The organism is Neisseria mucosa, assembly GCF_003044445.1.
Classification (GTDB): domain Bacteria; phylum Pseudomonadota; class Gammaproteobacteria; order Burkholderiales; family Neisseriaceae; genus Neisseria; species Neisseria mucosa_A.
The window spans coordinates 21,919-44,224 of the sequence record NZ_POWX01000011.1; the positions used below are offsets into that span (position 1 = coordinate 21,919).

The window sequence follows — 22,306 nt, forward strand, 5'->3', positions numbered from 1 at the left end:
TTTTATAGTAAAACTAAGCAGTATTTGCTTATCCTGTGTTTGCTTCAACAATAAACAGAAGGTCGCCTGAAATGCTTTTCAGACGACCTTCTGTAACTTTTCACAAGAAAAAACTTAGACACATATCATGTTCAAATATGGGTCATTGCCTTTATGATTTTCAGCTTTACGCTTTTTCTTTTTGGCGCATCTTTTCCGCCATCATTTCATGCAGCGTCTTTTTGGCAGGTTTCATCGGAACACGGTTGTCCGTCCAGCCCAGTTGCTTGCTCGGCGTCAATGCACGGAATTTGGTAGCCGCCCAACCGAAGGCGCGGTAAGTTTTGCTGCCGCTGAAAATGCCGTTGAACGTGCGCCATGCCATTTGTTCGCCGAAAGTATGCGATGCGCCTTGTCCGCGGATAGGATGCGGTACAACTTCGGTCGGCGAACGTTGCGCTTCGACACGCAGGCGCTGCATTTGCTCGGTAATCGGGATACGCACCGGACAAACTTCCACACACGCGCCGCACATGGTACAGGCGGTCGGCAGGTCACGAGTAGCGTCCAAGCCTAACAGGTGCGGAGAAATAATCTCGCCGATAGGGCCGGGATAGGTGGTGCCGTATGCCGCGCCACCAATACGGGTATAAACCGGACAATGGTTCATACACGCGCCACAACGGATACATTGCAAGGTGCGGCGCATTTGGTCTTCGGCATAGGCTTGGCTGCGACCGTTGTCGAGCAGAACCAAGTGCATTTCCTGCGGACCATCCAGCTCTTCACTACGGCGTGGACCGGTAATCATGTTGAAATAGGTAGTAATGTTCTGACCGATGGCAGAACGCGGCAGCAGGCTGTACAAAGGCGGAACGTCCGACAGCTTGGCTACAACTTTTTCAATACCGGTAATGGCGATATGCACGGGCGGTACGGTGGTACTCAAGCGACCGTTGCCTTCGTTTTCAACCAAACACAGTGTACCCGTTTCAGCAACAGCAAAGTTTACGCCGCTCAAGCCGACATCGGCAGTGCTGTAAATATCGCGCAGGGCTTTGCGGGCAAAGCCGGTCAGTTGGTCTACGTCATCTGTCAGCGGCGTGCCGAGGTTTTGGTGGAAAAGTTCGCTAACCTGTTCTTTGGTTTTGTGAATGGCAGGCATCACGATATGGGTCGGTTTTTCGCCTGCCATTTGGACGATAAACTCACCCAAGTCGCTTTCCACCGCTTTAATGCCTTTTGCTTCAAGATAATGGTTCAGCTCGATTTCCTCGCTGACCATCGATTTGCCTTTGACCATCAGCTTGCCGTTTTTGGCAGCAATGATGTCGTGGATAATTTCGCAGGCCTCGGCCGGAGTTTCCGCCCAGTGTACTTTTACGCCCAACTTAGTCAGGTTTTCTTCCAGCTGCTCCAGCAGGGCGGGCAATTTGGACAGAGAACGCTGACGGACGTGTTCGCACAAATCACGCAGGCTTTGCAATTCTTCTTCGTCGGTCAAAACGGCTTTGCGCTTAGTCATCAGCATATCCATCGCGGTACGCAGACTCTTACGCAAAGGCTTGTCTTGAAGGGAAATTGCGGCGTTTTGTTTGAAAGTTTCCGGCTTCATGTGGAACTTGATGGTTTGCGTAGTCATGCGTTTTCCTCCAAATCGGCAGGGGAAATGTGGTCAGGCAGGATGGCGAGGATGACCAAATCACGCGGACCGTGCGCGCCGTAAGCAAGCGTCAACTGAATGTCTGCGGTTTTGGACGGGCCGGAAATCAGGAAAACATTGGTCGGCATACCGTTTTCCACCAGTTTTTCGCCTTCGACGGCGTTGTGAAATTCGTTATACATTTTCGCCGTATCAAACAGGCAGAAATGCACGGGTGGAACGAGGCTTAAAGTACGCGGTTCTTCTGTACTGGAAAACAGCATCAGCGTACCGGTACGGGCGATGCCACATTGCGAGCCGCTAAAGCCTGCATCAATGTTTGTGAAGAACTCGGTTTTCCAAGTATCGATTTCGCGCTCGAAAGCAATCGGTTCGATATTACTCTCCACCAGCGCGGCTCGGGCGATTTGTCCGTGTTCGGTCGCCAACGGCAGCAGGATGTTTTTCAAACCTTTGCCTTCGGCAGCTTGACGGAATACTTGCGGCCAGCTGGTTTTGGTCACCCAATAAATTTCGGTTTTGACCGCACGCATAGCGGCAGCCCAATGTTTCAGACGCTCAACTTCGCTTCCCCAAGAAACACCCATTTCACGGTAATAATCAAAAACCGCAGGCTCTTCCATCGGCAATGCGTCGGCTTTTTTCAGTTTTGCCAAAATATTTTCGCGCGCGCTCATGCTTTGCCTCCGGTACGTTCCAGCAAGAAGGATGCGATGTGTTTCGGACGCGGCATATTCGGCTCGTCCTTAGCGATTTTGCCGCCGATATTCATCATGCAGCCGCAGTCAGCACTGATGATTTCGGTCGCACCGGTTTCTTTCAGCGCGGCAACTTTGTCGGTTACCATCGCGCCGGAAATATCCGCCTGTTTGACAGAGAATGTACCGCCGAAGCCGCAGCATTCGCTTTCATGGTCGTGAACGATGCGTTCAACGTTTTCCATCCCGTCAATCAGCTGCCAGCCTGAAATATGGACGTTCATTTCACGGCGGGCGGCGCAGGAAGTGTGGACAGCGACTTTGACAGGCTCGCCCTTGTCTTCAGGTTTGTAGCCGATGGCAAGCAAGAAATGAGTAAACTCAATGATGCGGTTGGCACAATCAACCGCTTTGGATTCGTATTCTGTATTTTTAAACAGAGTAGGCCAGTGATGTTTCATCATACCGCCACACGAGCCGGACGGTACGACGATCGGCCAGTTCTCAGGGAAGAGGTCAAGTTGCGCTTTGGCGACATCAAACGCCTCGATCGGATGACCGGAAGAGTAAGCGGGTTGGCCGCAGCAGCTTTGCGCCATCGGGAAATGAACCCGTATGCCTTGTTGCTCAATTAAAGTAATGGCATCCATGCCTGCTTCAGGCATAAAAATATCGAGGACGCAGGTGCCGAAGAAATAGACATCTGTCGGCTTGCTGTCGAATGTAGTGATTTTGGGTGGGGTGATTGCGCTCATTTTTTCGTTGACGGGAGTACCCGTTTTTCTTTGTATAAATAGACGGCTACTTTAAGTAATTGCATGTAGGCGGTCAAGTATAATTTTAAAAAATAATATTGGAATCGGATGACTGCTAAGACCTAATACCCACATATATTGAATCGTCTTCATATATGCTAATTATTATCATTATGATTAATATCTAATATATTCATAATTAAACAATACCCGAAATAAATTGCTTATGAACTCGCTGCTGCCATAACGACTGTCATTCCATCACTCAACTTCAAAGGACGTCTGAAACTCATCGCTTAAAAGTACATGGCTCAAACAATATTCTAAAACTGAATCAGATTTACAATATTATTTGCCAATAGCTGCCTTTTGCTACCCTTACCCTCTTTCAGACGACCTCCTTTCAAATCAGTTACAATTCAACCCTATGAACACAACCGAATCAAACGTTTCGGAAACGCCGCCCGTCCGCCCGTCCCGCTGGCTGCCGCTGCTGCTGGCAATTGCGATTTTCATGCAAATGCTGGATGCGACGATTCTGAACACCGCCCTGCCCGAAATTGCCAAAGATTTCCAAGTATCGCCGCTCAATATGCAGCTGGCGGCGATTTCCTATACGCTGACCGTCGCCCTGCTGATTCCCTTAAGCGGCTATTTGGTGGACAGATTCGGCACTAAAAACGTATTTTTCGGCTCAGTCGGCATTTTTATGCTCGGTTCGGCATTGTGTGCGGCGGCAACGAATCTGCCCATGCTGGTGATGGCGCGGGTGATTCAGGGTATAGGCGGGTCGATGTTGGTACCCGTACCGCGCCTGACGATTTTGCGTGTGTACGACAAATCCCAACTCTTAAACGCCATCAATTATGCCGTAATGCCCGCGCTGATCGGCCCGATATTCGGTCCTCTGGTTGGCGGCTATTTGGTCGAATACGCATCTTGGCATTGGATTTTCCTGCTGAACCTGCCCATAGGGCTGCTCGGCGTCTTGCTGGGCTGGCGGATTATGCCCGATGTCAAAGGCGAAAATACGGTTCTGGACTTGAGCGGCTACCTGACTTTCGCTTCGGCGGCGTGTCTCTTGATGTTGGCAGTGGAAATGGTGTCCCACTCTGGCGCAGTTTGGTTTTCGCTCTTGCTCGCCATCGGCGGTACAGCCTTCGCCCTGCTCTACTACCGCCACATGAAAACCGCCGCCAACCCGATTTATGCGGCGGATTTGTTCCAAGTCCGCACCTTCCGACTGGGTCTGACAGGCAACCTGTTCAGCCGGCTCGGTATCAGTTCCATTCCTTTTTTGCTGCCGCTATTGTTTCAAGTCGCATTCGGATTCGCCGCCAGCGTATCCGGCTGGCTGGTCGCGCCCGTCGCTTTCGCCTCGCTTGCCGTCAAACCGCTCATCAAACCCCTGATGTCGCGCTTCGGCTACCGCAACGTGTTGATTTGGAACACGCGCCTCCTCGCCATATTGATTATGCTGCTTGCCCTACCCGACGCGGACACGTCCTTAAGCGTATGGATTGTCCTGCTGCTCCTCATCGGTACCTGCAACTCCATCCAGTTCTCCGCCATGAACACCCTGACCATCGCCGACCTGCGTGCGCACCAAACCGGCAGCGGCAACAGTCTGATGGCAGTCAACCAACAACTCGCCATCAGTCTCGGCATTGCGCTCGGCGCACTTATCCTGCAAAACTGGTCACAAAGCAGCTTCACCGCAGGCAACCTCCACCTTTCATTCCGCCTCACCCTGCTTTCCATCGGCTTGATTACCCTCGTCTCCAGCATCATATTCAGCCGCCTGCACATTTCCGACGGACGCAACCTAACCGACTGAACATTTCCCAAAACCGAAAAGGTCGTCTGAAAGATATTCCACGCTTTTACCCGCAACACCCATTCGGCAAAGCAACTAACGAAAATAGTAAAAAACGCACCTGAACATCAGTCAAAATTCAATACAGACATATCCAAACATTACCCGCCAACACCTACCTAACAATCAAAAAACAGTCCAAAAATTTTCAGACGACCCATATTCTTCACAGGAAGCCGCCACACTGAAAAGACAAGCAAAGCAAAAAATGCTATGCTTAATGCTTTCAATCTGTGTGTCTGAAGCAATGAAAAAGTATCTTATCCCGGTTGCTGCCGTAGCCGTAGCCGCCGCACTTGGCACCCCCTACTACCTCGGCATCAAAGCAGAGGAAAGCCTTACCGCACAACAAAAAATCTTACAAGAATCCGGTTTTCTAACCGTAGAATCGCATCAATACGAACGCGGCTGGTTCAGCGCAACGGAAACCACCGTTATCCGCCTGAAGCCTACTCTTCTTCAAAATACGCAAAAATACCTGCCCGACAACCTGAAAACCATCCTGCAAGAGCCGATTACGGTTATCAACCACATCAGCCACGGACCGTTTGCCGGCGACATAGGCACTCAGGCGCACATCGAAACCGAGTTCAAATATCACCCTGAAACCGAAAAAGCATTATCACGCTTCTTCGGCAAACAAACGCCGGTAACGATGAGCAACACCATCTATTTCAGCGGCAGCGGCAAACTGGATTTGAGTATCCCCGCTTTCGATTACGAAGAGCTTTCCGGCATCAAGCTGAACTGGAAAGGTCTGAGCGGGCATACCGACTATAAAAAAGATTTCCAAAGTTATAGCCATGACTATCTGGCTCCCTCCCTTCAAGTCAAACTGGCGGACAAGGGCGACATTTCTCTAGAAAACCTACATTTCCAATCTGAAACCACAAGCGGTCTCAACAAACTGTCTTTAGGCAAAAGCAGCACTACGCTGGATAAATTCCTGCTCCAGTGGAAAGACAACATCGATTACAACATCAAACTGAATGAATTGGTAAACTTGGTTACCAATCTACAAATCGGTGCGTTTATCAATCCGACAGGCAGCATCCCTCCGTCAAAAATTGAAGTCAGCAAACTGAAATTTGAAACCGATACTCACGAAGCGGACAAGTTCATCAACAGCGAAGGCCGCTTCCAATTTCAAGACCTGACTTACGGCGACGAAAAATACGGCCCATTGGACATCAATATTGCCGCCGAACACTTGGATGCCTCCGGCCTTCTTGCGCTGAAAAATAAATTTGCCGAAATCGCAGATAAAAAAATGAGCGAAGAAGAAATCCAAAACGCCTTGATACAGACCGCCAAGAACGAGGCTTCAAGCCTGTTTACCAATAATCCTATCTTGAATGTTAAAACCTTCAAATTCACTATGCCTCAAGGCGATGTCGATGTCAGTGGCAAACTGCTGTTTAAAGGTCTGGCAGCAAAAGATTTGAATAGCCTCAGCGATATGCTGAAAAAAACCGAAGCCGGATTTGACATGGCGGTTCCGCAAAAACTGCTCGAACAACTGGCAATCAGTCAGGCACGCAGTATTTTCAGCGTCAATCCCGACGATGAGGCAAATGGGCAGGCAGGTATCGAAGACGTTACCGAAACCCTGCGCCTAATGGTGGACAGCACCATCCGCAGCATGGCGGACGAAAAATATCTGGCGCTGGAAAACGGTACAGTCAAAACCAAGATAACTTTGCAAAACAATGAATTGAAACTTAACGGCAAAGTCCTGCATAATGATCCTGAACCGGATTTTGATGATACGGATATGGTTTCCGAACCATCTCATCCATAAACCGAAAGGTCGTCTGAAAATTCAGACGACCTTTTTTCTTAGCAGGTTTAATTTATAGTAAATATACAAAATAAGAATGACTCTTTCGTTATTCCCTCGAGGCAAGAGGAGTCTGATTTTTAGAAATATTCAAAAATCACCCTAATTTCGAATTTCCAAACTCCTCTCCACAAAAATGACTGGATGGAGAATCTCATATAAACCCGCTATATCGACACAGCCTCCAATCATAACCAATATCAAAAAGGTCGTCTGAAAACTTTTCAGACGACCTTTTGCTCATCAATCCGCTTTTAACGGAACAACCCCAATGCCTTGACGAACACCATCACCACGCCGTAAGCCAGCGGGACGCCGACCAACGTCCAACGCCACCAAACCGAAAAACCGCCTGCCGCAACTTTTTCCTGCAACAAGTAGGCATCGGAAACGGCGGTTTCATCATCGGGATTGCCGCTGTGCGCCGCTGTTTTAATGTCGGTTTCGTGGTGTTTTTCATGAACCGATCTGACGGCAAGGTTGCACAGCAAACCGACAATCAACAATCCTGCCATGATGTACATGGTAACGCCGTATGCCTGCGCGGCGGGAACACCGCTGTCGATTTGGCTTTGGCGGATGTAGTTCACCAAAACCGGACCGATCACGGCAGCGGTTGACCACGCCAGCAAAATACGTCCGTGAATCGCGCCGACCTGATAAGTACCGAACAAGTCTTTCAAATAAGCCGGAATCGCGGCAAAACCGCCGCCATACATGGAAATGATGACGCAGAATCCAATAATAAACAAAGCCTTGTTTCCACTTTCGCCAATGGACGGAACGGCAAAATACAGCAGCGAACCGAGTACGAAAAAGATGGTGTAGGTATTTTTACGTCCGAGTTTGTCGGAAACGCTGGACCATAAAAACCGCCCGCCCATATTGAACAGGCTCAAAAGGCTGACGAAACCTGCCGCCGCCCCAGCGCCGATTGCCGCTTGTTTGCCGACCGACGCCTCTGAAAACAGCTCCTGAATCATGACCGAAGCCTGCCCCAAAACGCCGATACCAGCAGTCACGTTCAGGCACAACACCCAAAACAACAGCCAAAATTGCGGCGTTTTCATCGCTTGGGAAACATTGACATGATTGCTGCTGACCAGCTTGTTTTTCACTTTCGGCGCGACATAGCCTTCAGGTTTCCAACCCTCCGCCGGCACGCGGATGGTGAAGGCGCCGAACATCATCAACACAAGGTAAAACAGCCCCAAAACGACAAAAGTCGGTGCAACGCCGACCGACACGTCGTCTGAAAACGCATTCATCAACGATACGGACAAAGGCGAAGCAAGCATCGCACCGCCGCCGAACCCCATAATCGCCAAACCCGTCGCCATGCCCGGTTTGTCGGGAAACCACTTCATTAAAGTGGACACAGGACCGATATAGCCCAGCCCCAAGCCGATGCCGCCGATCACGCCGTTACCCAAATAGAGGAGAAACAGATTATGCGTACTGACGCCGAGTGCCGACACAAAAAAGCCCAAGCTGAAACAGCACGCCGCGACAAACATCGCCTTGCGCGGGCCGACACGCTCCATCCAAGTGCCGAACAACGCGGCAGACGCGCCCAACATAGCAAGCGCGATACTGAAAATCCAGCCCACAGTCGTCAGCTTCCAATCCCCGGCGGCGGATTCGGTAATGCCGATAAGCTTGGTCAGCGGCGCGTTAAACACGGAATACGCATAAATTTGCCCGATGGCAAGATGCACCGCCAAGGCGGCAGGCGGCACCAGCCAACGGTTAAAACCCGGTTCGGCAATCGTCGCCTCACGGTCTAAAATTTTCATAAAAGCCTCTTAATGTCTAATGAAAAACAGCGTTCTCCGCGAGGAAAACGCCTTAAATTGTTGACAATATTGTACCACGCTTCTGCATGGGCTTTACTCCGCTTAACATGAGTTTTTTGAGTAAGAAAGAGAAAAATCATTCATAATATGGACTTACTTCCACCTAATCATGCACGCTCCCACATGACTTTTATCGCTCTTACCAATATTTTCCTGATTGTCTTATTTGTTTTCACTATGCTGTTCGTTCGGTGGCGCAACCGTAAACTCAAGCAGGCATACCTCGCACGGATTCTGAAACAACCCGAAACTTTCGAATGGCTCTCACGCAATCTGAGCGGCGATGAGGTCAAAGATATTCAAGCAATCCGCACACATTTCGGTTTGCCATTACAGGAATCCAAACAACTCATTAATATTTTCCGCAGTCAAAACCCCGGCAAAATGTAACGCCTATTTTCAGACGACCTCGACTTCCCCATCAAGCAACCATTCAAGCCCAAATCCCTCCGCTTGAAAAATATTTTGCTATTGACTGCATTTTTGTGTTAAATAACGTAATCTGTCACTAAACAAAATAATATCTCATTATGGCAAACATTAAACTCAAAACACATCTTTCTTACATCCTGCTCGCTTCCGTATTGCTTTCCGGCTGCCAGAATTATGAGGTAGACCAAAGCCGTCGCAGCAAAATCGCGCAATTTGCCATCAACCATCCTGTTGCGGCGCAAGTGATCGGCGTTGAAGACAAAAACTCGACCAACCTGACCAGCAACGCCGCACGCTTTGCCACCCGGACCGGTTTAGACGACCGTGCCAACGGCGAAGGACGCGGGACGCAGGTCAATGCCGTCCGTCAAGCCTTATGGCAGGCCGCTATTTCCTCCCAATTTGACAGCGAAATTGCAGACAGGGCCGGCAATGCCTATCTGACCGATATGGAGATTCGAGAGGGCAAAACCGATTATTACAGCCGTTTCCTTGCCGACCAAGCTGTTGATCAGCGCAACAACCGTATCGGACGCAGCATCGGCAGCGGCAAGCCTGGTGCGGACATGAAAGCACTCCTGCAAAGTGTTTTGTTCTACTACCACAAGGTAGGTCTGTGGACCGCCTCCGAAGTCAAAGCCTCCGGCCGTAAAGTATGGAGAATCAGCCAAGAAAAATTAAGCGAAGCAGAATATCGCCGCGCTTTGAAAAACATCGCTCCGCTGAACACCAACGGAATGTTGCCGAACGAACAAAACCTCAAAACGGATACGTTCAAAGAAATTAAAAAAACAGTCAAAGTGATTACCAAAGTCGAAGACTGATTCGTATCAACATCCTACCTACTGCTTCAGTAATCCCCCAAAACGGCGTAAACTGTCGCAAACCCATTTTCAGACGACCCCTGCTTGCAAAGAGGTCGTCTGAAAACATTTCTCCTGCCGATTTAGCTGTTTCCAGAAGGACAAAGGACGATTATGAACTTCCCACCGCGTTACGTTTCCGCCACCCGTATGCGCCGCATGCGCAAAGACGATTTCTCCCGCCGCCTGATGCGCGAGCATACCCTGACCGCAGACGATTTGATTTACCCCGTTTTCGTACTCGAAGGCAGCAACCAAGAAGAAGCTGTCTCCTCCATGCCCGGCGTGAAACGGCAAAGCCTGGACAAATTATTGTTCACCGCCGAAGAAGCCCTCAAACTCGGCATCCCCATGCTGGCACTCTTCCCCGTCGTTACCCAAAATAAAACCGACTTGGCGGAAGAAGCCTACAACCCCGAAGGACTCGTGCCAACCGTCGTACGTACCCTGCGCGAAAAATTCCCCGAACTCGGCATCATGACCGACGTCGCTCTCGACCCCTACACCATCCACGGGCAAGACGGGCTGACCGATGCAAACGGCTACGTCCTCAACGACGAAACCATCGAAGTTTTGGTGAAACAAGCCTTGTGCCATGCCGACGCAGGCGCGCAAGTCGTCGCTCCGTCCGACATGATGGACGGCCGCATCCTCGCCATCCGTGAAGCCCTTGAAGACGCAGGGCACATCCACACCCGCATCATGGCGTATTCCGCCAAATACGCTTCCGCTTTTTATGGCCCGTTCCGCGATGCGGTCGGCAGTTCCGGCAATCTGGGCAAAGCCGACAAGAAAACCTACCAAATGGACCCCGCCAATACCGACGAAGCCCTGCACGAAGTCGCCCTCGACATTCAGGAAGGCGCGGATATGGTGATGGTCAAACCCGGTCTTCCTTATCTTGACGTTGTCCGCCGCGTCAAAGACGAGTTCGGCGTACCGACCTACGCCTACCAAGTTTCCGGCGAATACGCCATGCTTCAAGCCGCGATTCAAAACGGCTGGCTGGACGGCGAAAAAGTCATACTCGAAAGCCTGCTCGCCTTCAAACGCGCCGGTGCCGACGGTATTCTGACTTATTACGCTCTCGAAGCTGCCAAATTACTGAAAAAATAAAACACACATAACGGCATTGGTTTTCCTGTAAACTATCCCAATGCCGGACATTGTAAAGCCAGCAAAAAGCTGATTGAAAAGCAAAAGGTCGTCTGAAAATGTTCAGACGACCTTTCCTCAATATACCTTCCAAATAACTGATTTACCATTCACAATCGACCCTTGTTAATTTCAATACTGCCAACATATCCCCATCATGCAAACGGACGCAGCTTAGATTTTCAAGTAAAATCTACCTCGTCTGAAACACACTCAATCTCTCAGTAAGGAAAACATCATGAGCAACCATCACAAACTCATCATCCTCGGCTCAGGTCCTGCCGGCTACACCGCCGCCGTCTATGCCGCCCGCGCTAACCTCAAGCCCGTCATCATTACCGGTGTCGAACAGGGCGGACAACTGATGACCACCACCGAAGTCGACAACTGGCCCGCCGACGCGGAAGGCGTACAAGGCCCGGAACTGATGGCGCGTTTCCTTGCCCATGCCGAGCGTTTCGGCACTGAAATGATTTTCGACCAAATCCACACCGTCGATTTACAAAACCGCCCCTTCACCCTCAAAGGCGACATGGGCGAATACACTTGCGACGCGCTGATCGTCGCTACCGGCGCATCCGCCAAATATCTGGGGCTGCCCAGCGAAGAAACTTTTGCGGGCAAAGGCGTATCCGCCTGCGCGACCTGCGACGGTTTCTTCTATAAACAACAAGACGTGGCAGTCGTCGGCGGCGGCAATACTGCCGTAGAGGAAGCCCTTTACCTCGCCAACATTGCCAACACCGTTACCCTGATTCACCGCCGCGACAGCTTCCGCGCCGAAAAAATCATGGTGGACAAACTCATGCAGCGCGTTGAAGAAGGCAAAATCATCCTCAAGCTCAACAGCAATCTGGATGAAGTCTTGGGCGACGAAGGCGGCGTTACCGGCGCCCGTCTGAAACACAACGACGGCACTACCGAAGACATCGCCGTCAAAGGCGTGTTCATCGCCATCGGCCATAAACCCAACACTGACATTTTCAAAGGACAACTCGATATGGACGAAACCGGCTACCTGAAAACCAAAGGCGGTACGGGCGACAACGTCGGCGCGACCAATATCGAAGGCGTATGGGCGGCAGGCGACGTCAAAGACCACACCTACCGCCAAGCTATCACCAGCGCAGCCTCAGGTTGCCAAGCCGCACTTGATGCCGAACGCTGGCTCGACCGCCAAGGGTTGTAAAACAACTCTGTACTGGGTAAAGGCAGCTCGATTAACTCATTCCAAACGGACAGGCTGCGAACCCGATGTCCATATGGCATTCTAAAAAGTAAAGTATAAGAAAAGGTCGTCTGAAAGGTTTTTAGCGAAACCCGCTATGTTTGTTTTCAGACGACCTTTTTGTTTAAATCAGGATATTTCAAACAGAGCAACCACATTACAACCCTCTAATTCTGACAACCGTCATTCCTCTTTCTACTTATAGTGGATTAAATTTAAATCAGGACAAGGCGACGAAGCCGCAGACAGTACAGATAGTACGGCAAGGCGAGGCAACGCTGTACTGGTTTAAAGTTAATCCACTATATAACAATAAAACTATACAAACTGTACTTCCTCGCCTTACCTGTTTTGTAACAGTCATAATAAAATAAAAACGGCAGCTTTAATAAGCTGCCGTTTTCCATATTTATGATTTATTTGCCGAGTCTTCAAAAGCTTCAATTGGAGCAGATTCCTGAACAACGGTTTCCTGAGGTTCAGGCTCTGTTTGAAGTTCGGATGGTTCCGCATTATCCTGACGTATATTGTGGCTATAATCTTTAGGCGGGCTAGGTTGTTTGCCTGCCATAATTTCCAACACTTGATCACGATCGATGGTTTCCCAATCCATTAAGGCTTTGCACATGGTTTCCATTTTATCGCGGTTTTCATCAAGGATTTTGTAGGCCACCTGATATTGTTCGTCCAAAATACGGCGTACTTCAGCATCAATATCTTGTTGCGTTTTTTCAGAAATGTTTTGAGAACGGGTAACGCTGCGTCCCAAGAACACTTCACCTTCATTCTCTGCATAAACCATTACGCCCATTTTATCGCTCATGCCGTAACGGGTTACCATCTCCCGCGCTATTTGCGTAGCACGTTCGAAATCATTGGACGCGCCGGTGGAAATACGGCCGACGAAGATGTCTTCGGCAATACGACCGCCAAACAAGATGGAAAGCTGACTCAACATTTGGTCTTTATACATGCTGATACGGTCGCGTTCGGGAAGCTGCCAAGTCAAACCGAGCGCACGGCCGCGTGGCATGATGGTTACTTTATGAACGGGATCAGTAAACGGCAGGCTTTCGGCAACAATCGCGTGACCAGCTTCATGGTAGGCAGTCGCACGTTTTTCGTCTTCATGCATTACCATGCTGCGGCGTTCGGGACCCATATAGATTTTGTCTTTGGCATCTTCAAAATCGCTTTGGTCGACTTTGGTTTTATTCCGACGGCCTGCAAACAGGGCGGCTTCATTAACCAAGTTTGCCAAATCCGCACCGGAAAAACCAGGAGTACCTCGGGCCAAAGAACCCAAATCAACAGATGCATCCAAAGGCACTTTTTTTGCGTGTACTCTCAAAATCTGTTCGCGGCCGCGAATATCGGGTAGTGGAACCACCACTTGTCGGTCGAAACGGCCAGGACGTTGTAAGGCAGGATCTAATACGTCCGGACGGTTGGTTGCGGCAATGACGATAACGGTCTGGTTGCTTTCAAAACCGTCCATTTCTACCAAAAGCTGGTTCAAGGTTTGTTCGCGCTCATCATTACCGCCGCCCAAACCGGCACCGCGCTGACGGCCGACAGCATCGATTTCGTCAATAAAAATGATACAAGGGGCGTTTTTCTTCGCTTGTTCAAACATATCGCGCACACGGCTTGCACCGACCCCGACGAACATTTCAACAAAGTCAGAACCTGAGATGCTGAAGAACGGTACGCCTGCTTCGCCTGCTATGGCTTTTGCCAGCAAAGTTTTACCTGTGCCCGGACTGCCCGCCAGTAAGATACCGCGCGGAACGCGTCCGCCCAAACTTTGATAACGGCTTGGAGCTTTCAGGTAATCAACGATTTCCTGCACTTCCTCTTTTGCCTCATCACAACCGGCAACATCAGCAAAGGTAACTTTGTTGGCATCTTTGTCCAGAAGGCGGGCACGGCTTTTACCGAAAGAGAATGCACCACCCTTACCGCCACCACCGCTTTGCATACGCATAAAATAAAACCATGCGCCAATCAACAGCAATACCGGCAACAGGCTGTAAAACAGGCTGGCGAGCATGCTTGGTTTTTCTTCGGGGATAACGTTGACGCGGACTTTATTGTCCAAAAGCGTTTTAACCAAATTATCGTCCAAAGGCGCATTGGTGAAGAAAGAGGTTTTATCGGTACGCTCCCCCCTAACTAGATAGCCGATGATAGCGGAACCTTCGATATTGACACTTGCCACTTCACCGTTGTTTACCTGTTGGATAAATTGAGAGTATTCGATTTGCTGCTTGTTTTCCTGCTTGCTGGTCAGAGCGTTGAATGCGGCCATCAGGCCGACGCACAAAGCAACCCAGAGCAGAATTGACTTAAAGGTATTCCCCACTTAGCCAGGCTCCATGATATAAAGATAAACGAAAGAAAGATTTTAAAACACGCTGCTTGTATTGTCAGCGTTTATTTTTTCCTAATAAATAAATCTCACTGGAACGATTGCGCGATGCCTCGGGCTTGCGCGTCTGCACCGTTCCGAAGATTTCACGCATGGCTGCCATATATTCCTGATAGCCCGCTCCCTGAAATACTTTCACCAAAAAGCTGCCGCCCGTTTTTAAATGATTGACTGCAAAGTCCAAAGCCAGTTCGCACAAGTAAAAGCTGCGTGCTTGGTCGGTTACAGCGTTACCCGACATATTGGGTGCCATATCGCAAATTACAAGGTCTAGCGGACGGTCGTCCAGCAAGGTCTCAAATTGCGCCAATACGTCATTTTCCCTGAAGTCTCCCTGAATAAAAGAAACACCTTCTATTTCATCCATGGGCAGGATATCCAATGCGAACACGCGCCCTGAATTGCCGACCAGTTTTGCCGCGACTTGCGACCAGCTTCCCGGCGCGCTGCCTAAATCCGCCAAAACCGTGCCGGGTTTGATTAATTTGTCTTTTTCGTTGATTTCCAGCAGTTTATATGCGGCGCGGGCGCGATAGCCGTCTTTTTGTGCCATGTGGACGTAATGATCGTTGACGTGTTCGTGAAGCCAGGCTTTTGATGATTTTGAACGTACTGCCATAATTTATTTAATGATATAGAGAAACGCCGTATTGTACGTTATTTTCCCCCGAGATTGCGCCAAATCGCGTACAATGCCGCATTATTCTTTCTTTTCAAGCATTAGAACATGACTGACAATAAATTAAGCACCAAAGAAATTTTGGAATTGAAAGCCCGCGCCCATCACCTTCATCCCGTTGTAATGGTGGGACAACAAGGCTTGACCGAGTCCGTTATCAAAGAAACCGATGCCGCCCTGACAGCGCATGAGTTAATCAAAGTCCGTGTATTCGGCGACGACCGAGCCGAACGCGTTGAAATTTGCAATGCGTTGTGCGAAGCCGTCGATGCGCAACTGGTTCAGCATATCGGTAAGCTGTTGGTGTTGTGGCGTAAAAACTTGGAGGCTTGAGAAAGCGTTTGGTTCCAAACAATGAGAGGTCGTCTGAAAAACCATCAAGGCTTTCAGACGACCTTCGTTTAATAAATCTTGAAATCAGTATAGAAACAACAGCAGATTATTTATCCCTTGATATAAAAGGTCGTCTGAAAACCCTGATTGGGGATTTTCAGACGACCTTTGTCTTTGCCGGTTGGTCTGTTCGGATATTAGAAATCCAATTCCGCTTTCAGCCAGTAGGTACGCGGCATGCCGACGACGGCGAAGCTGCGGTCGTATTGGCCGCGCTGTACCTGCCAATAGTTTTTGTTGAACAGGTTTTCCACCGAGCTGCTGACGGTCAGGGTATTTTTGCCGAGCTTGGTTTTGTAGCGCGCGCCTACGTCAACCAAGGTATAGGACGGCAGTTTATATTGGCGTTCAGTATCTTGGAAAGACTTACCGTAGTATTGGATATTGCTTTTCAAAGTCAGACCTTGGACAAATGGCGTATCCCATTCGATACCTGCTTTGGCAATAACACGCGGGCTAGCAACCTGATTACCATTTGTTAAAGTATTATTGTAACGCGGATAATCCTTCAACTGCGCTTTCAGATACATAATGCCAAAGCTCGGACGAAGGGTTTTATTCATCAGGTTGGCATACGTATTAAACTCAACACCACGGTTGATTTCTTTACCATGCTGCTCTTGCGTATTGCGCCAATAACCCGGACGGACGATTTGGAAAGCGTTCAGGCTGGTTACAACATCACCCCAGTTTTTTCGTACACCCATTTCAATCTGTTTGCTGACACGAGGTTTGGACATTTCTCCAGTATCCTCGTTAGTCGCACCCGGTTCCAAATCTTGCATATAGTTTCCATACACTACCATACCGGTATTAGGCACCCAAGCCGCTGCAAACATCGGACTGAATCGTTTTTTGCTGAACTTCACAGTAGAAGAGCGGCGGTTTGCATCAGTTTTTGCATTGCCTGTCAAATTTGGATGAGCAGTTTGTTTTACCCATTGATAACGTCCGCCCAAGGTTAAACGGATAGTATTATCCGCGAAACCCAAAGTATCGGATATTGCAAGGCTGGGAGTCTCATAAGTCGTATGCTCTGTGCCTTGTATATTGGCAGGATTGTTGCGGTGGGTAATAGGGAAAACAGGGTTGTAGATGTTGGTATCCAAGGCATCGCCGTTGCGCGTTCCCTGATCGTGGTCGCGGTGTCGTTTAATATAATCGAATGAGGTAGCCCAATTGTGAACAACCGGACCGGTTTCAAATTCACCACGCACTTTCAAATTACCGCTTGTTGTGCGTGAAAGGAATTCAAACGGTTGTGCGGCCTGCGCCGTGTAATTACCTAAATTACCGCCTTTTGCACGATTTTTCATGAGCAGTTGTGTAAACGAACCTTTATACACAGACTCCATATAACCTAAACCACCACTAACCTGCATATTGTAGTCAGTATCGTATTCGAAAGTCAGTGCATTCGTCATAGTCTTAGTTGTTTGCTCCTGCCAAGACGGGACAAGCAGGGTTTTGCCGCTCGGTGCGGCAGGCATGGCAAAGTTAAGATCCTGCATTTCATGAATACGCGCACGACCTCCCTCTGTATTACGGTGGTTATACATCGAATCGAAAGACAGACGTAATTTCTCACCACGATAATCAGTATTTAATGCAAATTCCTGATTATCTTCCTTATAACCTTTACGGGCGGTTTCACCTTTGCGGTATTTACCATTGAAACGGATGCCAAACTGTTTGTTTTCACCAAAACGCTGACCGATATCGATTGCGCCTTCGGTACGATTTTTACTGAAAACCGCTAAACCGATTTTTCGGTTGCCTTCATCGGATGCTTTTTTGGTTTCGATGTTGACAGAAGAACCTGCTGCACCTTCAGGGTCCATACCGACAGTGGAACTTGAAGCACCTTTAATCAACTGTGCAGAAGAAACGCCGGCAGTCGGGGTGTGGTAATAAGAATAAAGACCTGCCAAGCCATTGATGCTAAACTGGCGGGCATCAAGTTGCAAACCACGGACATAGACGCCTTGAATGGTGTTGCTTTCACCGCCGAACTGCATGGTAGAGGCATCGTTCTTGGCGATTGTATCGACTAATGTACGGGATGCGTTGTTTTCCAATACTTTTTCATCGTAATTGACAACCGTAATCGGCGCTGTGAAAGCATTGGCTTTACCAAGTAGTCCCAAGTTCACGCGGTCGCGCAAGTCGCCGTCGCTGGCGATGGAGTAAGAGCGGGCGGCTTTGACGCGTTTGGCGTCGGCGCGGACATGGACTTCCTGCAACTGCTGTTGCACTGGGGCTTCGGGCGTCGCTTCATCGGCGGCATAAGAAAACGCGCTCATAATCAAAAGCGGCATCAGGGCTAATTTGCTGTTCATAGATTCCTTCTGTCTCTGAGGTGGGTTATTTTTGTTGCAATAAGCGTTAAAAATCACAAAGTAATTTTGCTGCGGAATTATATTTGATAACATTCTGCTTTTCTATAAAAAGTGATGATAACTATTTGTAAAAACAAAAATACAACATAAACCAAAACTTTTTCTATCGTAATTGTTAATTATTTTATTAGGCGGAGAATCAGGGTTTCAGACGACCCCTGCCCGCTGCCTGCCTCAAGAGACAACGCACATGCAAAAATGGCAAATCGAGCTTTATTCCACGCCGTCTTGGCTGTTACAGACCTTATTGATGGTCGCCGCCGCCTCGGCGGTGATTCTGTTTTTGGCACGCGAAACGCGCTTCGGGCGGGAGTTTGCCTATATCCTGCGGCTGTGTCTGACGCCGAAAAGCGCGGTCAAAGTCTTGCTGCTGATTACGGCGATGATTGCGCTGCTGCTGACCGAAGTGCGGCTGAATGTATTGAGTACCTTTATGTCCAAAGGGCTTTACGACTCGATGCAGGATTTGAACGCCTCCGCGTTTTGGATGTTTGCAGCGATGAACGCGGGCGTGGTGTTGGTGCGGGCGTTTAACAACGTCGTCAACGACTTTCTCGATCAAGGCTTGGCGATTAAATGGTCGGAGCGGCTCAATGAAGTGCTGACAACGCGCTGGCTTGCCGACAAAAACTACTACCGCCTGCAAATGCGCCGCCATGCGCCGGACAATATCGACCAGCGTATCCAACAAGACGCGCAGGATTTCATCGCCTCGACCATAGAATTTGTACGCGGCATGGTCAATTCGGTCGTTACCTCGCTGGAATTTGCCGTTGTTTTGTGGGGCTTGGCGGGCATCCTGACCGTATTTGGCATCGACATTCCGCACGGCATCGTTTGGTTTGTCTATATGTTTGTGATTTTGGCGACCTTTATCGCCATGTGGATAGGCAACCCTTTGATTCGTTACAACTATGAAAACGAAAAACTCAACGGCGACTATCGTTATTCCCTCATCCGCGTGCGCGACCACGCCGAAAGCGTGGCGTTTTACAGCGGCGAACAACACGAACACGACCAGCTTGCCGACCGCTTCAAAGCCATCATCCGCAACCGTTGGCGCATCGCCCGCCAAAGCGTCTGCTTGAGCGGCTTTAACGATATGTTTACCAACGGAATCAAGCTCTTCCCCATTATTTTGCAAGCCCCGCGCCTGTTTGCCGGGCAAATCAAAATCGGCGACATCCAGCAGACCGTCCAAGCCTTCGCCCGACTGCAAAACGCCCTGTCCTTCTTTCGGATGTTCTACAACAAATTTACCGCCTACCGCGCCCGACTGGAGCGTCTGTACGGCTTTTTACTGAGTACGGAAGAACACCACAGCGCACAACAACCCGACATTACCGAAGTTTCAGACGACCTCTCGCTGGAAAACGTCGCCCTGTTCCGCCACAACGGCGAAATCCTGTTGAGCGGCATCAACGTCAACCTTAAAAGCGGTGATTCGCTGCTGATACGCGGCCCGAGCGGTTGCGGCAAAACCTCGCTGCTGCGCGCACTGGCGGGGCTTTGGCCGTTCGGCAGCAGCGGCAAAGTCAGCCGTCCGCCGCATCAAGACATCCTCTTCCTGCCGCAACGCCCGTACACGGCGCAAGGCAGCCTGCGCGACGCGATTTGTTACCCCGACATCGACAAACAGCATCCTGAGTTAGCCGAAGCCATGAATACCTGCCGCCTAGGTTATCTCGTTGATAAATTGGACAAAACCGACGACTGGCAACACAAACTCTCCCCCGGCGAACTGCAACGCGTCGCCTTCGTCCGCGCCCTGCTCTCGCAGCCCAAAGTCATCCTGCTCGACGAGGCCACTGCCGCCTTGGACGAACCGACCGAAGCCCTGCTCTACCGCGCTTTGAAACGCAAACTGCCGCAGAGCATCATCATCAGCATCGGCCACCGCAGCACGCTCAACGAGTTTCACGATTTCAGTCTTGATGTCGGCAACGTAGCTTGCGATTAAATTTATAGTGGATTAAATTTAAATCAGAACAAGGCGACGAAGCCGCAGACAGTACAGATAGTACGGCAAGGCGAGGCAACGCCGTACTGGTTTAAAGTTAATCCACTATAAAGCGACGAGGTCGTCTGAAAACCCGTCAGGGTTTCGCCAAAACGAGCGCAGCGAGTTTCGCTAAAACTTTTTCAGACGACCTTTCTGCTAAAATCACACGCTTCAAATACAAGGGAACCCGCCATGCACGAAATCAAATGCCCGCACTGCCACACCGCGTTTACCGTCAACGAAGCCAGTTACGCCGACATCCTGAACCAAGTCCGCACCCAAGAATTTCAAACCGAAATCCACGAGCGCCTGCAACAGGCGCAGATGCAGTTTCAAAGCGATATGCAGCTTGCCCAAGCGCAGGCGCAAAATCAGTTCGACAAAATCCTAGCCGACAAAAACCACGAAATCGCCGCCCTATCCAACCAAATCAACGCCTACGAAAAAGACAGCAAACTCGCCGCCGCCGAGATTGAAGGTCGTCTGAAAGCGCAAATCGCCGAACAAGATAAATTGATTGCCGAACTGAAAGCGCAGGCAAAATCGCTGGAAACGGCGAAAAACATGGAAAAAGAGCTGGAAATCACCAAAGCCGTTTCCGAAAAAGAGCGCGAATTGGGTAATCTGAACACGCAGCTTATGCTGCAATCCAAAGAAAACCAGTTGGAAAAACAAAGCCTGCGCGAAAAATACGAAGCCGAACTCAAACAAAAAGACGAAACCATCGCCTTCTACAAAGACTTCAAAGCCAGACAGTCCACCAAAATGATAGGCGAAAGCCTCGAGCAGCACTGCGAAACCGAATTCAACCGCATCCGCACCACCGCCTTTCCCCAAGCCGTCTTCGGCAAGGACAACGACGCCAAAGCCGGCAGCAAAGGCGACTACATCTACCGCGAAACCGACGAAGAAGGCAACGAAATCATCTCCATCATGTTCGAGATGAAAAACGAAAACGACGAAACCGCCACCAAAAAGAAAAACGAACACTTTTTCAAAGAGTTGGATAAAGACCGCAGAGAGAAAAACTGCGAATACGCCGTCCTCGTCTCACTCTTGGAAGCCGACAGCGAACTCTACAACAACGGCATCGTCGACGTGTCCTACGCCTATCCGAAAATGTATGTCGTACGCCCGCAGTTCTTCATCCCCATCGTCTCCCTGCTGCGCAACGCCGCGCTCAATTCATTGAAATACAAACAAGAATTGGCACAAATGCGCGCGCAAAACATCGACATCACGCACTTTGAAGAAGACTTGGACAAGTTCAAAACCGACTTCGCCCGCAATTACGAACTCGCCCACCGCAAGTTCCACACCGCCATCGACGAAATCGACAAAACCATCAGCCACCTGCAAAAAACCAAAGAAGCCCTGCTCTCTTCAGAAAACAACCTGCGCCTCGCCAACAACAAAGCAACCGACCTGACCGTCAAAAAATTAGTGCGCAAAAACCCGACCATGAAGGCCGCCTTTGCCGCGTTGGAGAAAAAAGAGGATTGAGGCTCGTATAAAGCCAAGGTCGTCTGAACACGATTTTCCCTGTTTTCTGACGACCTTTCCCGAGTCAAAGCCGTTTGAATATTTCCTGCGATACGGCTATGATGAACCCTGTCCCTACACATTGATAATGAAAGGAATCCCGCATGACCGCTTGGTTTATTGCCGCTGCCGCCGTCCTAATTGTCGAACTGTTTGTCGGCACTGTATATCTCTTGGTGGTCAGCGCGGCTTTGTTCGGTGCGGGATTGGTGTATTGGCTGACCGGTGATACTTCGATTGCCGTTGTTGCGGCAGCCGTTTTGTCTGCCGCCGGTATCTGGGTAGTACACAGCAAGTTCAAAAAAACTGCGCCCCGTCAAGAATTGAATGATGATTTGGACATCGGACAGACCGTTCATATCCTCCGCCACCTTCACGGCGATTGTTATGAAGTTTCTTATCGGGGGACGCGCTGGCAGGCGCAGACTGAAAATGCCGACGCCGTTCAGACGACCTCTACCGCCGTGATTACCGGTAAAAACGGTAATGTTTTACTCATTCGTTTGAATTAATTC

Annotated in this window: 17 protein-coding genes; 10 read left to right on the top strand and 7 right to left on the bottom strand. The window is 49.7% G+C overall.

Annotated elements, in window-relative coordinates:
* Window positions 1–166 precede the first annotated feature (166 nt).
* From DBY90_RS07475 to DBY90_RS07485, 3 genes are read right to left on the bottom strand one after another with little or no spacing between them, the layout of a single operon-like run.
* Complete coding sequence (locus tag DBY90_RS07475; protein ID WP_070490989.1) at window positions 167–1,621, bottom strand: LutB/LldF family L-lactate oxidation iron-sulfur protein; 1,455 nt, start codon at window positions 1,619–1,621, stop codon at window positions 167–169.
* On the bottom strand, window positions 1,618–2,319 hold the full coding sequence (locus DBY90_RS07480; RefSeq protein WP_070490991.1) for a LutC/YkgG family protein: 702 nt from the start codon (window positions 2,317–2,319) through the stop codon (window positions 1,618–1,620). The genes DBY90_RS07475 and DBY90_RS07480 overlap by 4 nt, the downstream gene beginning before the upstream one ends.
* A complete protein-coding gene (locus tag DBY90_RS07485) occupies window positions 2,316–3,095 on the bottom strand; it encodes a (Fe-S)-binding protein (RefSeq protein ID WP_070490993.1) in 780 nt (259 codons plus the stop codon). The genes DBY90_RS07480 and DBY90_RS07485 overlap by 4 nt, the downstream gene beginning before the upstream one ends.
* A gap of 427 nt (window positions 3,096–3,522) precedes the next feature.
* On the opposite strand from DBY90_RS07485, the gene DBY90_RS07490 reads away from it, so the two are divergent.
* Window positions 3,523–4,932: an MFS transporter gene (locus DBY90_RS07490; RefSeq protein WP_070490995.1), complete on the top strand. Its 1,410-nt coding sequence runs from the start codon at window positions 3,523–3,525 to the stop codon at window positions 4,930–4,932.
* A 286-nt stretch (window positions 4,933–5,218) separates the two neighbouring features.
* Window positions 5,219–6,772, top strand: a complete 1,554-nt coding sequence (locus DBY90_RS07495; protein WP_070491037.1) for a YdgA family protein — start codon at window positions 5,219–5,221, stop codon at window positions 6,770–6,772.
* Window positions 6,773–7,065: 293 nt separating this feature from the next.
* On the opposite strand, the gene DBY90_RS07500 is transcribed toward DBY90_RS07495, so the two are convergent.
* Window positions 7,066–8,607 carry an L-lactate MFS transporter gene (locus tag DBY90_RS07500; RefSeq protein WP_070490997.1) on the bottom strand — a complete coding sequence of 514 codons (1,542 nt, stop codon included), beginning with the start codon at window positions 8,605–8,607 and terminating at the stop codon, window positions 7,066–7,068.
* Between the two features lie 183 nt (window positions 8,608–8,790).
* Between DBY90_RS07500 and DBY90_RS07505 the strand changes: the two genes are divergently transcribed.
* The 4 genes from DBY90_RS07505 (at window position 8,791) to trxB (ending at window position 12,306) form a co-directional block, all read left to right on the top strand.
* Window positions 8,791–9,057 (top strand): hypothetical protein, encoded by a 267-nt coding sequence (locus tag DBY90_RS07505; RefSeq protein ID WP_003743117.1) that lies wholly within the window; start codon window positions 8,791–8,793, stop codon window positions 9,055–9,057.
* Between the two features lie 140 nt (window positions 9,058–9,197).
* A complete protein-coding gene (locus tag DBY90_RS07510; RefSeq protein WP_070490999.1) occupies window positions 9,198–9,923 on the top strand; it encodes a hypothetical protein in 726 nt (241 codons plus the stop codon).
* Between the two features lie 153 nt (window positions 9,924–10,076).
* Window positions 10,077–11,078, top strand: a complete 1,002-nt coding sequence (gene hemB / locus DBY90_RS07515) for a porphobilinogen synthase (RefSeq protein ID WP_070491001.1) — start codon at window positions 10,077–10,079, stop codon at window positions 11,076–11,078.
* Between the two features lie 277 nt (window positions 11,079–11,355).
* Window positions 11,356–12,306, top strand: a complete 951-nt coding sequence (trxB, locus tag DBY90_RS07520) for a thioredoxin-disulfide reductase (RefSeq protein ID WP_003743113.1) — start codon at window positions 11,356–11,358, stop codon at window positions 12,304–12,306.
* 448 nt (window positions 12,307–12,754) lie between these two features.
* Here the strand turns inward: trxB and ftsH are convergent, their stop codons facing one another.
* Window positions 12,755–14,710, bottom strand: coding sequence for an ATP-dependent zinc metalloprotease FtsH (gene ftsH, locus DBY90_RS07525; protein WP_070491026.1), 1,956 nt, complete (start codon window positions 14,708–14,710; stop codon window positions 12,755–12,757).
* Window positions 14,711–14,774: 64 nt separating this feature from the next.
* A complete protein-coding gene (locus tag DBY90_RS07530) occupies window positions 14,775–15,395 on the bottom strand; it encodes an RlmE family RNA methyltransferase (protein WP_070491029.1) in 621 nt (206 codons plus the stop codon).
* A gap of 108 nt (window positions 15,396–15,503) precedes the next feature.
* Between DBY90_RS07530 and yhbY the strand changes: the two genes are divergently transcribed.
* The gene (yhbY, locus tag DBY90_RS07535) at window positions 15,504–15,788 is read left to right on the top strand and encodes a ribosome assembly RNA-binding protein YhbY (RefSeq protein ID WP_019271240.1); all 285 of its coding nucleotides are present in this window, start codon (window positions 15,504–15,506) and stop codon (window positions 15,786–15,788) included.
* 197 nt (window positions 15,789–15,985) lie between these two features.
* Here the strand turns inward: yhbY and DBY90_RS07540 are convergent, their stop codons facing one another.
* On the bottom strand, window positions 15,986–18,187 hold the full coding sequence (locus DBY90_RS07540) for a TonB-dependent receptor (protein WP_070491031.1): 2,202 nt from the start codon (window positions 18,185–18,187) through the stop codon (window positions 15,986–15,988).
* Window positions 18,188–18,437: 250 nt separating this feature from the next.
* Here DBY90_RS07540 and DBY90_RS07545 point away from each other — a divergent pair, with 250 nt between their 5' ends.
* From DBY90_RS07545 to DBY90_RS07555, 3 genes are all read left to right on the top strand, one after another.
* Complete coding sequence (locus DBY90_RS07545) at window positions 18,438–20,207, top strand: ABC transporter ATP-binding protein/permease (RefSeq protein ID WP_070491033.1); 1,770 nt, start codon at window positions 18,438–18,440, stop codon at window positions 20,205–20,207.
* A gap of 234 nt (window positions 20,208–20,441) precedes the next feature.
* A complete protein-coding gene (locus DBY90_RS07550; protein WP_107986924.1) occupies window positions 20,442–21,752 on the top strand; it encodes a DUF2130 domain-containing protein in 1,311 nt (436 codons plus the stop codon).
* A gap of 143 nt (window positions 21,753–21,895) precedes the next feature.
* Window positions 21,896–22,303, top strand: coding sequence for an NfeD family protein (locus tag DBY90_RS07555; protein ID WP_070493284.1), 408 nt, complete (start codon window positions 21,896–21,898; stop codon window positions 22,301–22,303).
* Window positions 22,304–22,306 lie beyond the last annotated feature (3 nt).

Bases quoted from the DNA above. Each gene is read 5' to 3' on its own strand.
- DBY90_RS07550 (WP_107986924.1), top strand. From the start codon at position 20,442: ATGCACGAAATCAAATGCCCGCACTGCCACACCGCGTTTACCGTCAAC.
- DBY90_RS07495 (WP_070491037.1), top strand. From the start codon at position 5,219: ATGAAAAAGTATCTTATCCCGGTTGCTGCCGTAGCCGTAGCCGCCGCA.
- DBY90_RS07545 (WP_070491033.1), top strand. From the start codon at position 18,438: ATGCAAAAATGGCAAATCGAGCTTTATTCCACGCCGTCTTGGCTGTTA.
- trxB (WP_003743113.1), top strand. From the start codon at position 11,356: ATGAGCAACCATCACAAACTCATCATCCTCGGCTCAGGTCCTGCCGGC.
- hemB (WP_070491001.1), top strand. From the start codon at position 10,077: ATGAACTTCCCACCGCGTTACGTTTCCGCCACCCGTATGCGCCGCATG.
- yhbY (WP_019271240.1), top strand. From the start codon at position 15,504: ATGACTGACAATAAATTAAGCACCAAAGAAATTTTGGAATTGAAAGCC.
- DBY90_RS07480 (WP_070490991.1), bottom strand. From the start codon at position 2,319: ATGAGCGCGCGCGAAAATATTTTGGCAAAACTGAAAAAAGCCGACGCA.
- DBY90_RS07505 (WP_003743117.1), top strand. From the start codon at position 8,791: ATGACTTTTATCGCTCTTACCAATATTTTCCTGATTGTCTTATTTGTT.
- DBY90_RS07490 (WP_070490995.1), top strand. From the start codon at position 3,523: ATGAACACAACCGAATCAAACGTTTCGGAAACGCCGCCCGTCCGCCCG.
- DBY90_RS07555 (WP_070493284.1), top strand. From the start codon at position 21,896: ATGACCGCTTGGTTTATTGCCGCTGCCGCCGTCCTAATTGTCGAACTG.
- DBY90_RS07485 (WP_070490993.1), bottom strand. From the start codon at position 3,095: ATGAGCGCAATCACCCCACCCAAAATCACTACATTCGACAGCAAGCCG.
- DBY90_RS07530 (WP_070491029.1), bottom strand. From the start codon at position 15,395: ATGGCAGTACGTTCAAAATCATCAAAAGCCTGGCTTCACGAACACGTC.
- DBY90_RS07540 (WP_070491031.1), bottom strand. From the start codon at position 18,187: ATGAACAGCAAATTAGCCCTGATGCCGCTTTTGATTATGAGCGCGTTT.
- DBY90_RS07500 (WP_070490997.1), bottom strand. From the start codon at position 8,607: ATGAAAATTTTAGACCGTGAGGCGACGATTGCCGAACCGGGTTTTAAC.
- DBY90_RS07475 (WP_070490989.1), bottom strand. From the start codon at position 1,621: ATGACTACGCAAACCATCAAGTTCCACATGAAGCCGGAAACTTTCAAA.
- DBY90_RS07510 (WP_070490999.1), top strand. From the start codon at position 9,198: ATGGCAAACATTAAACTCAAAACACATCTTTCTTACATCCTGCTCGCT.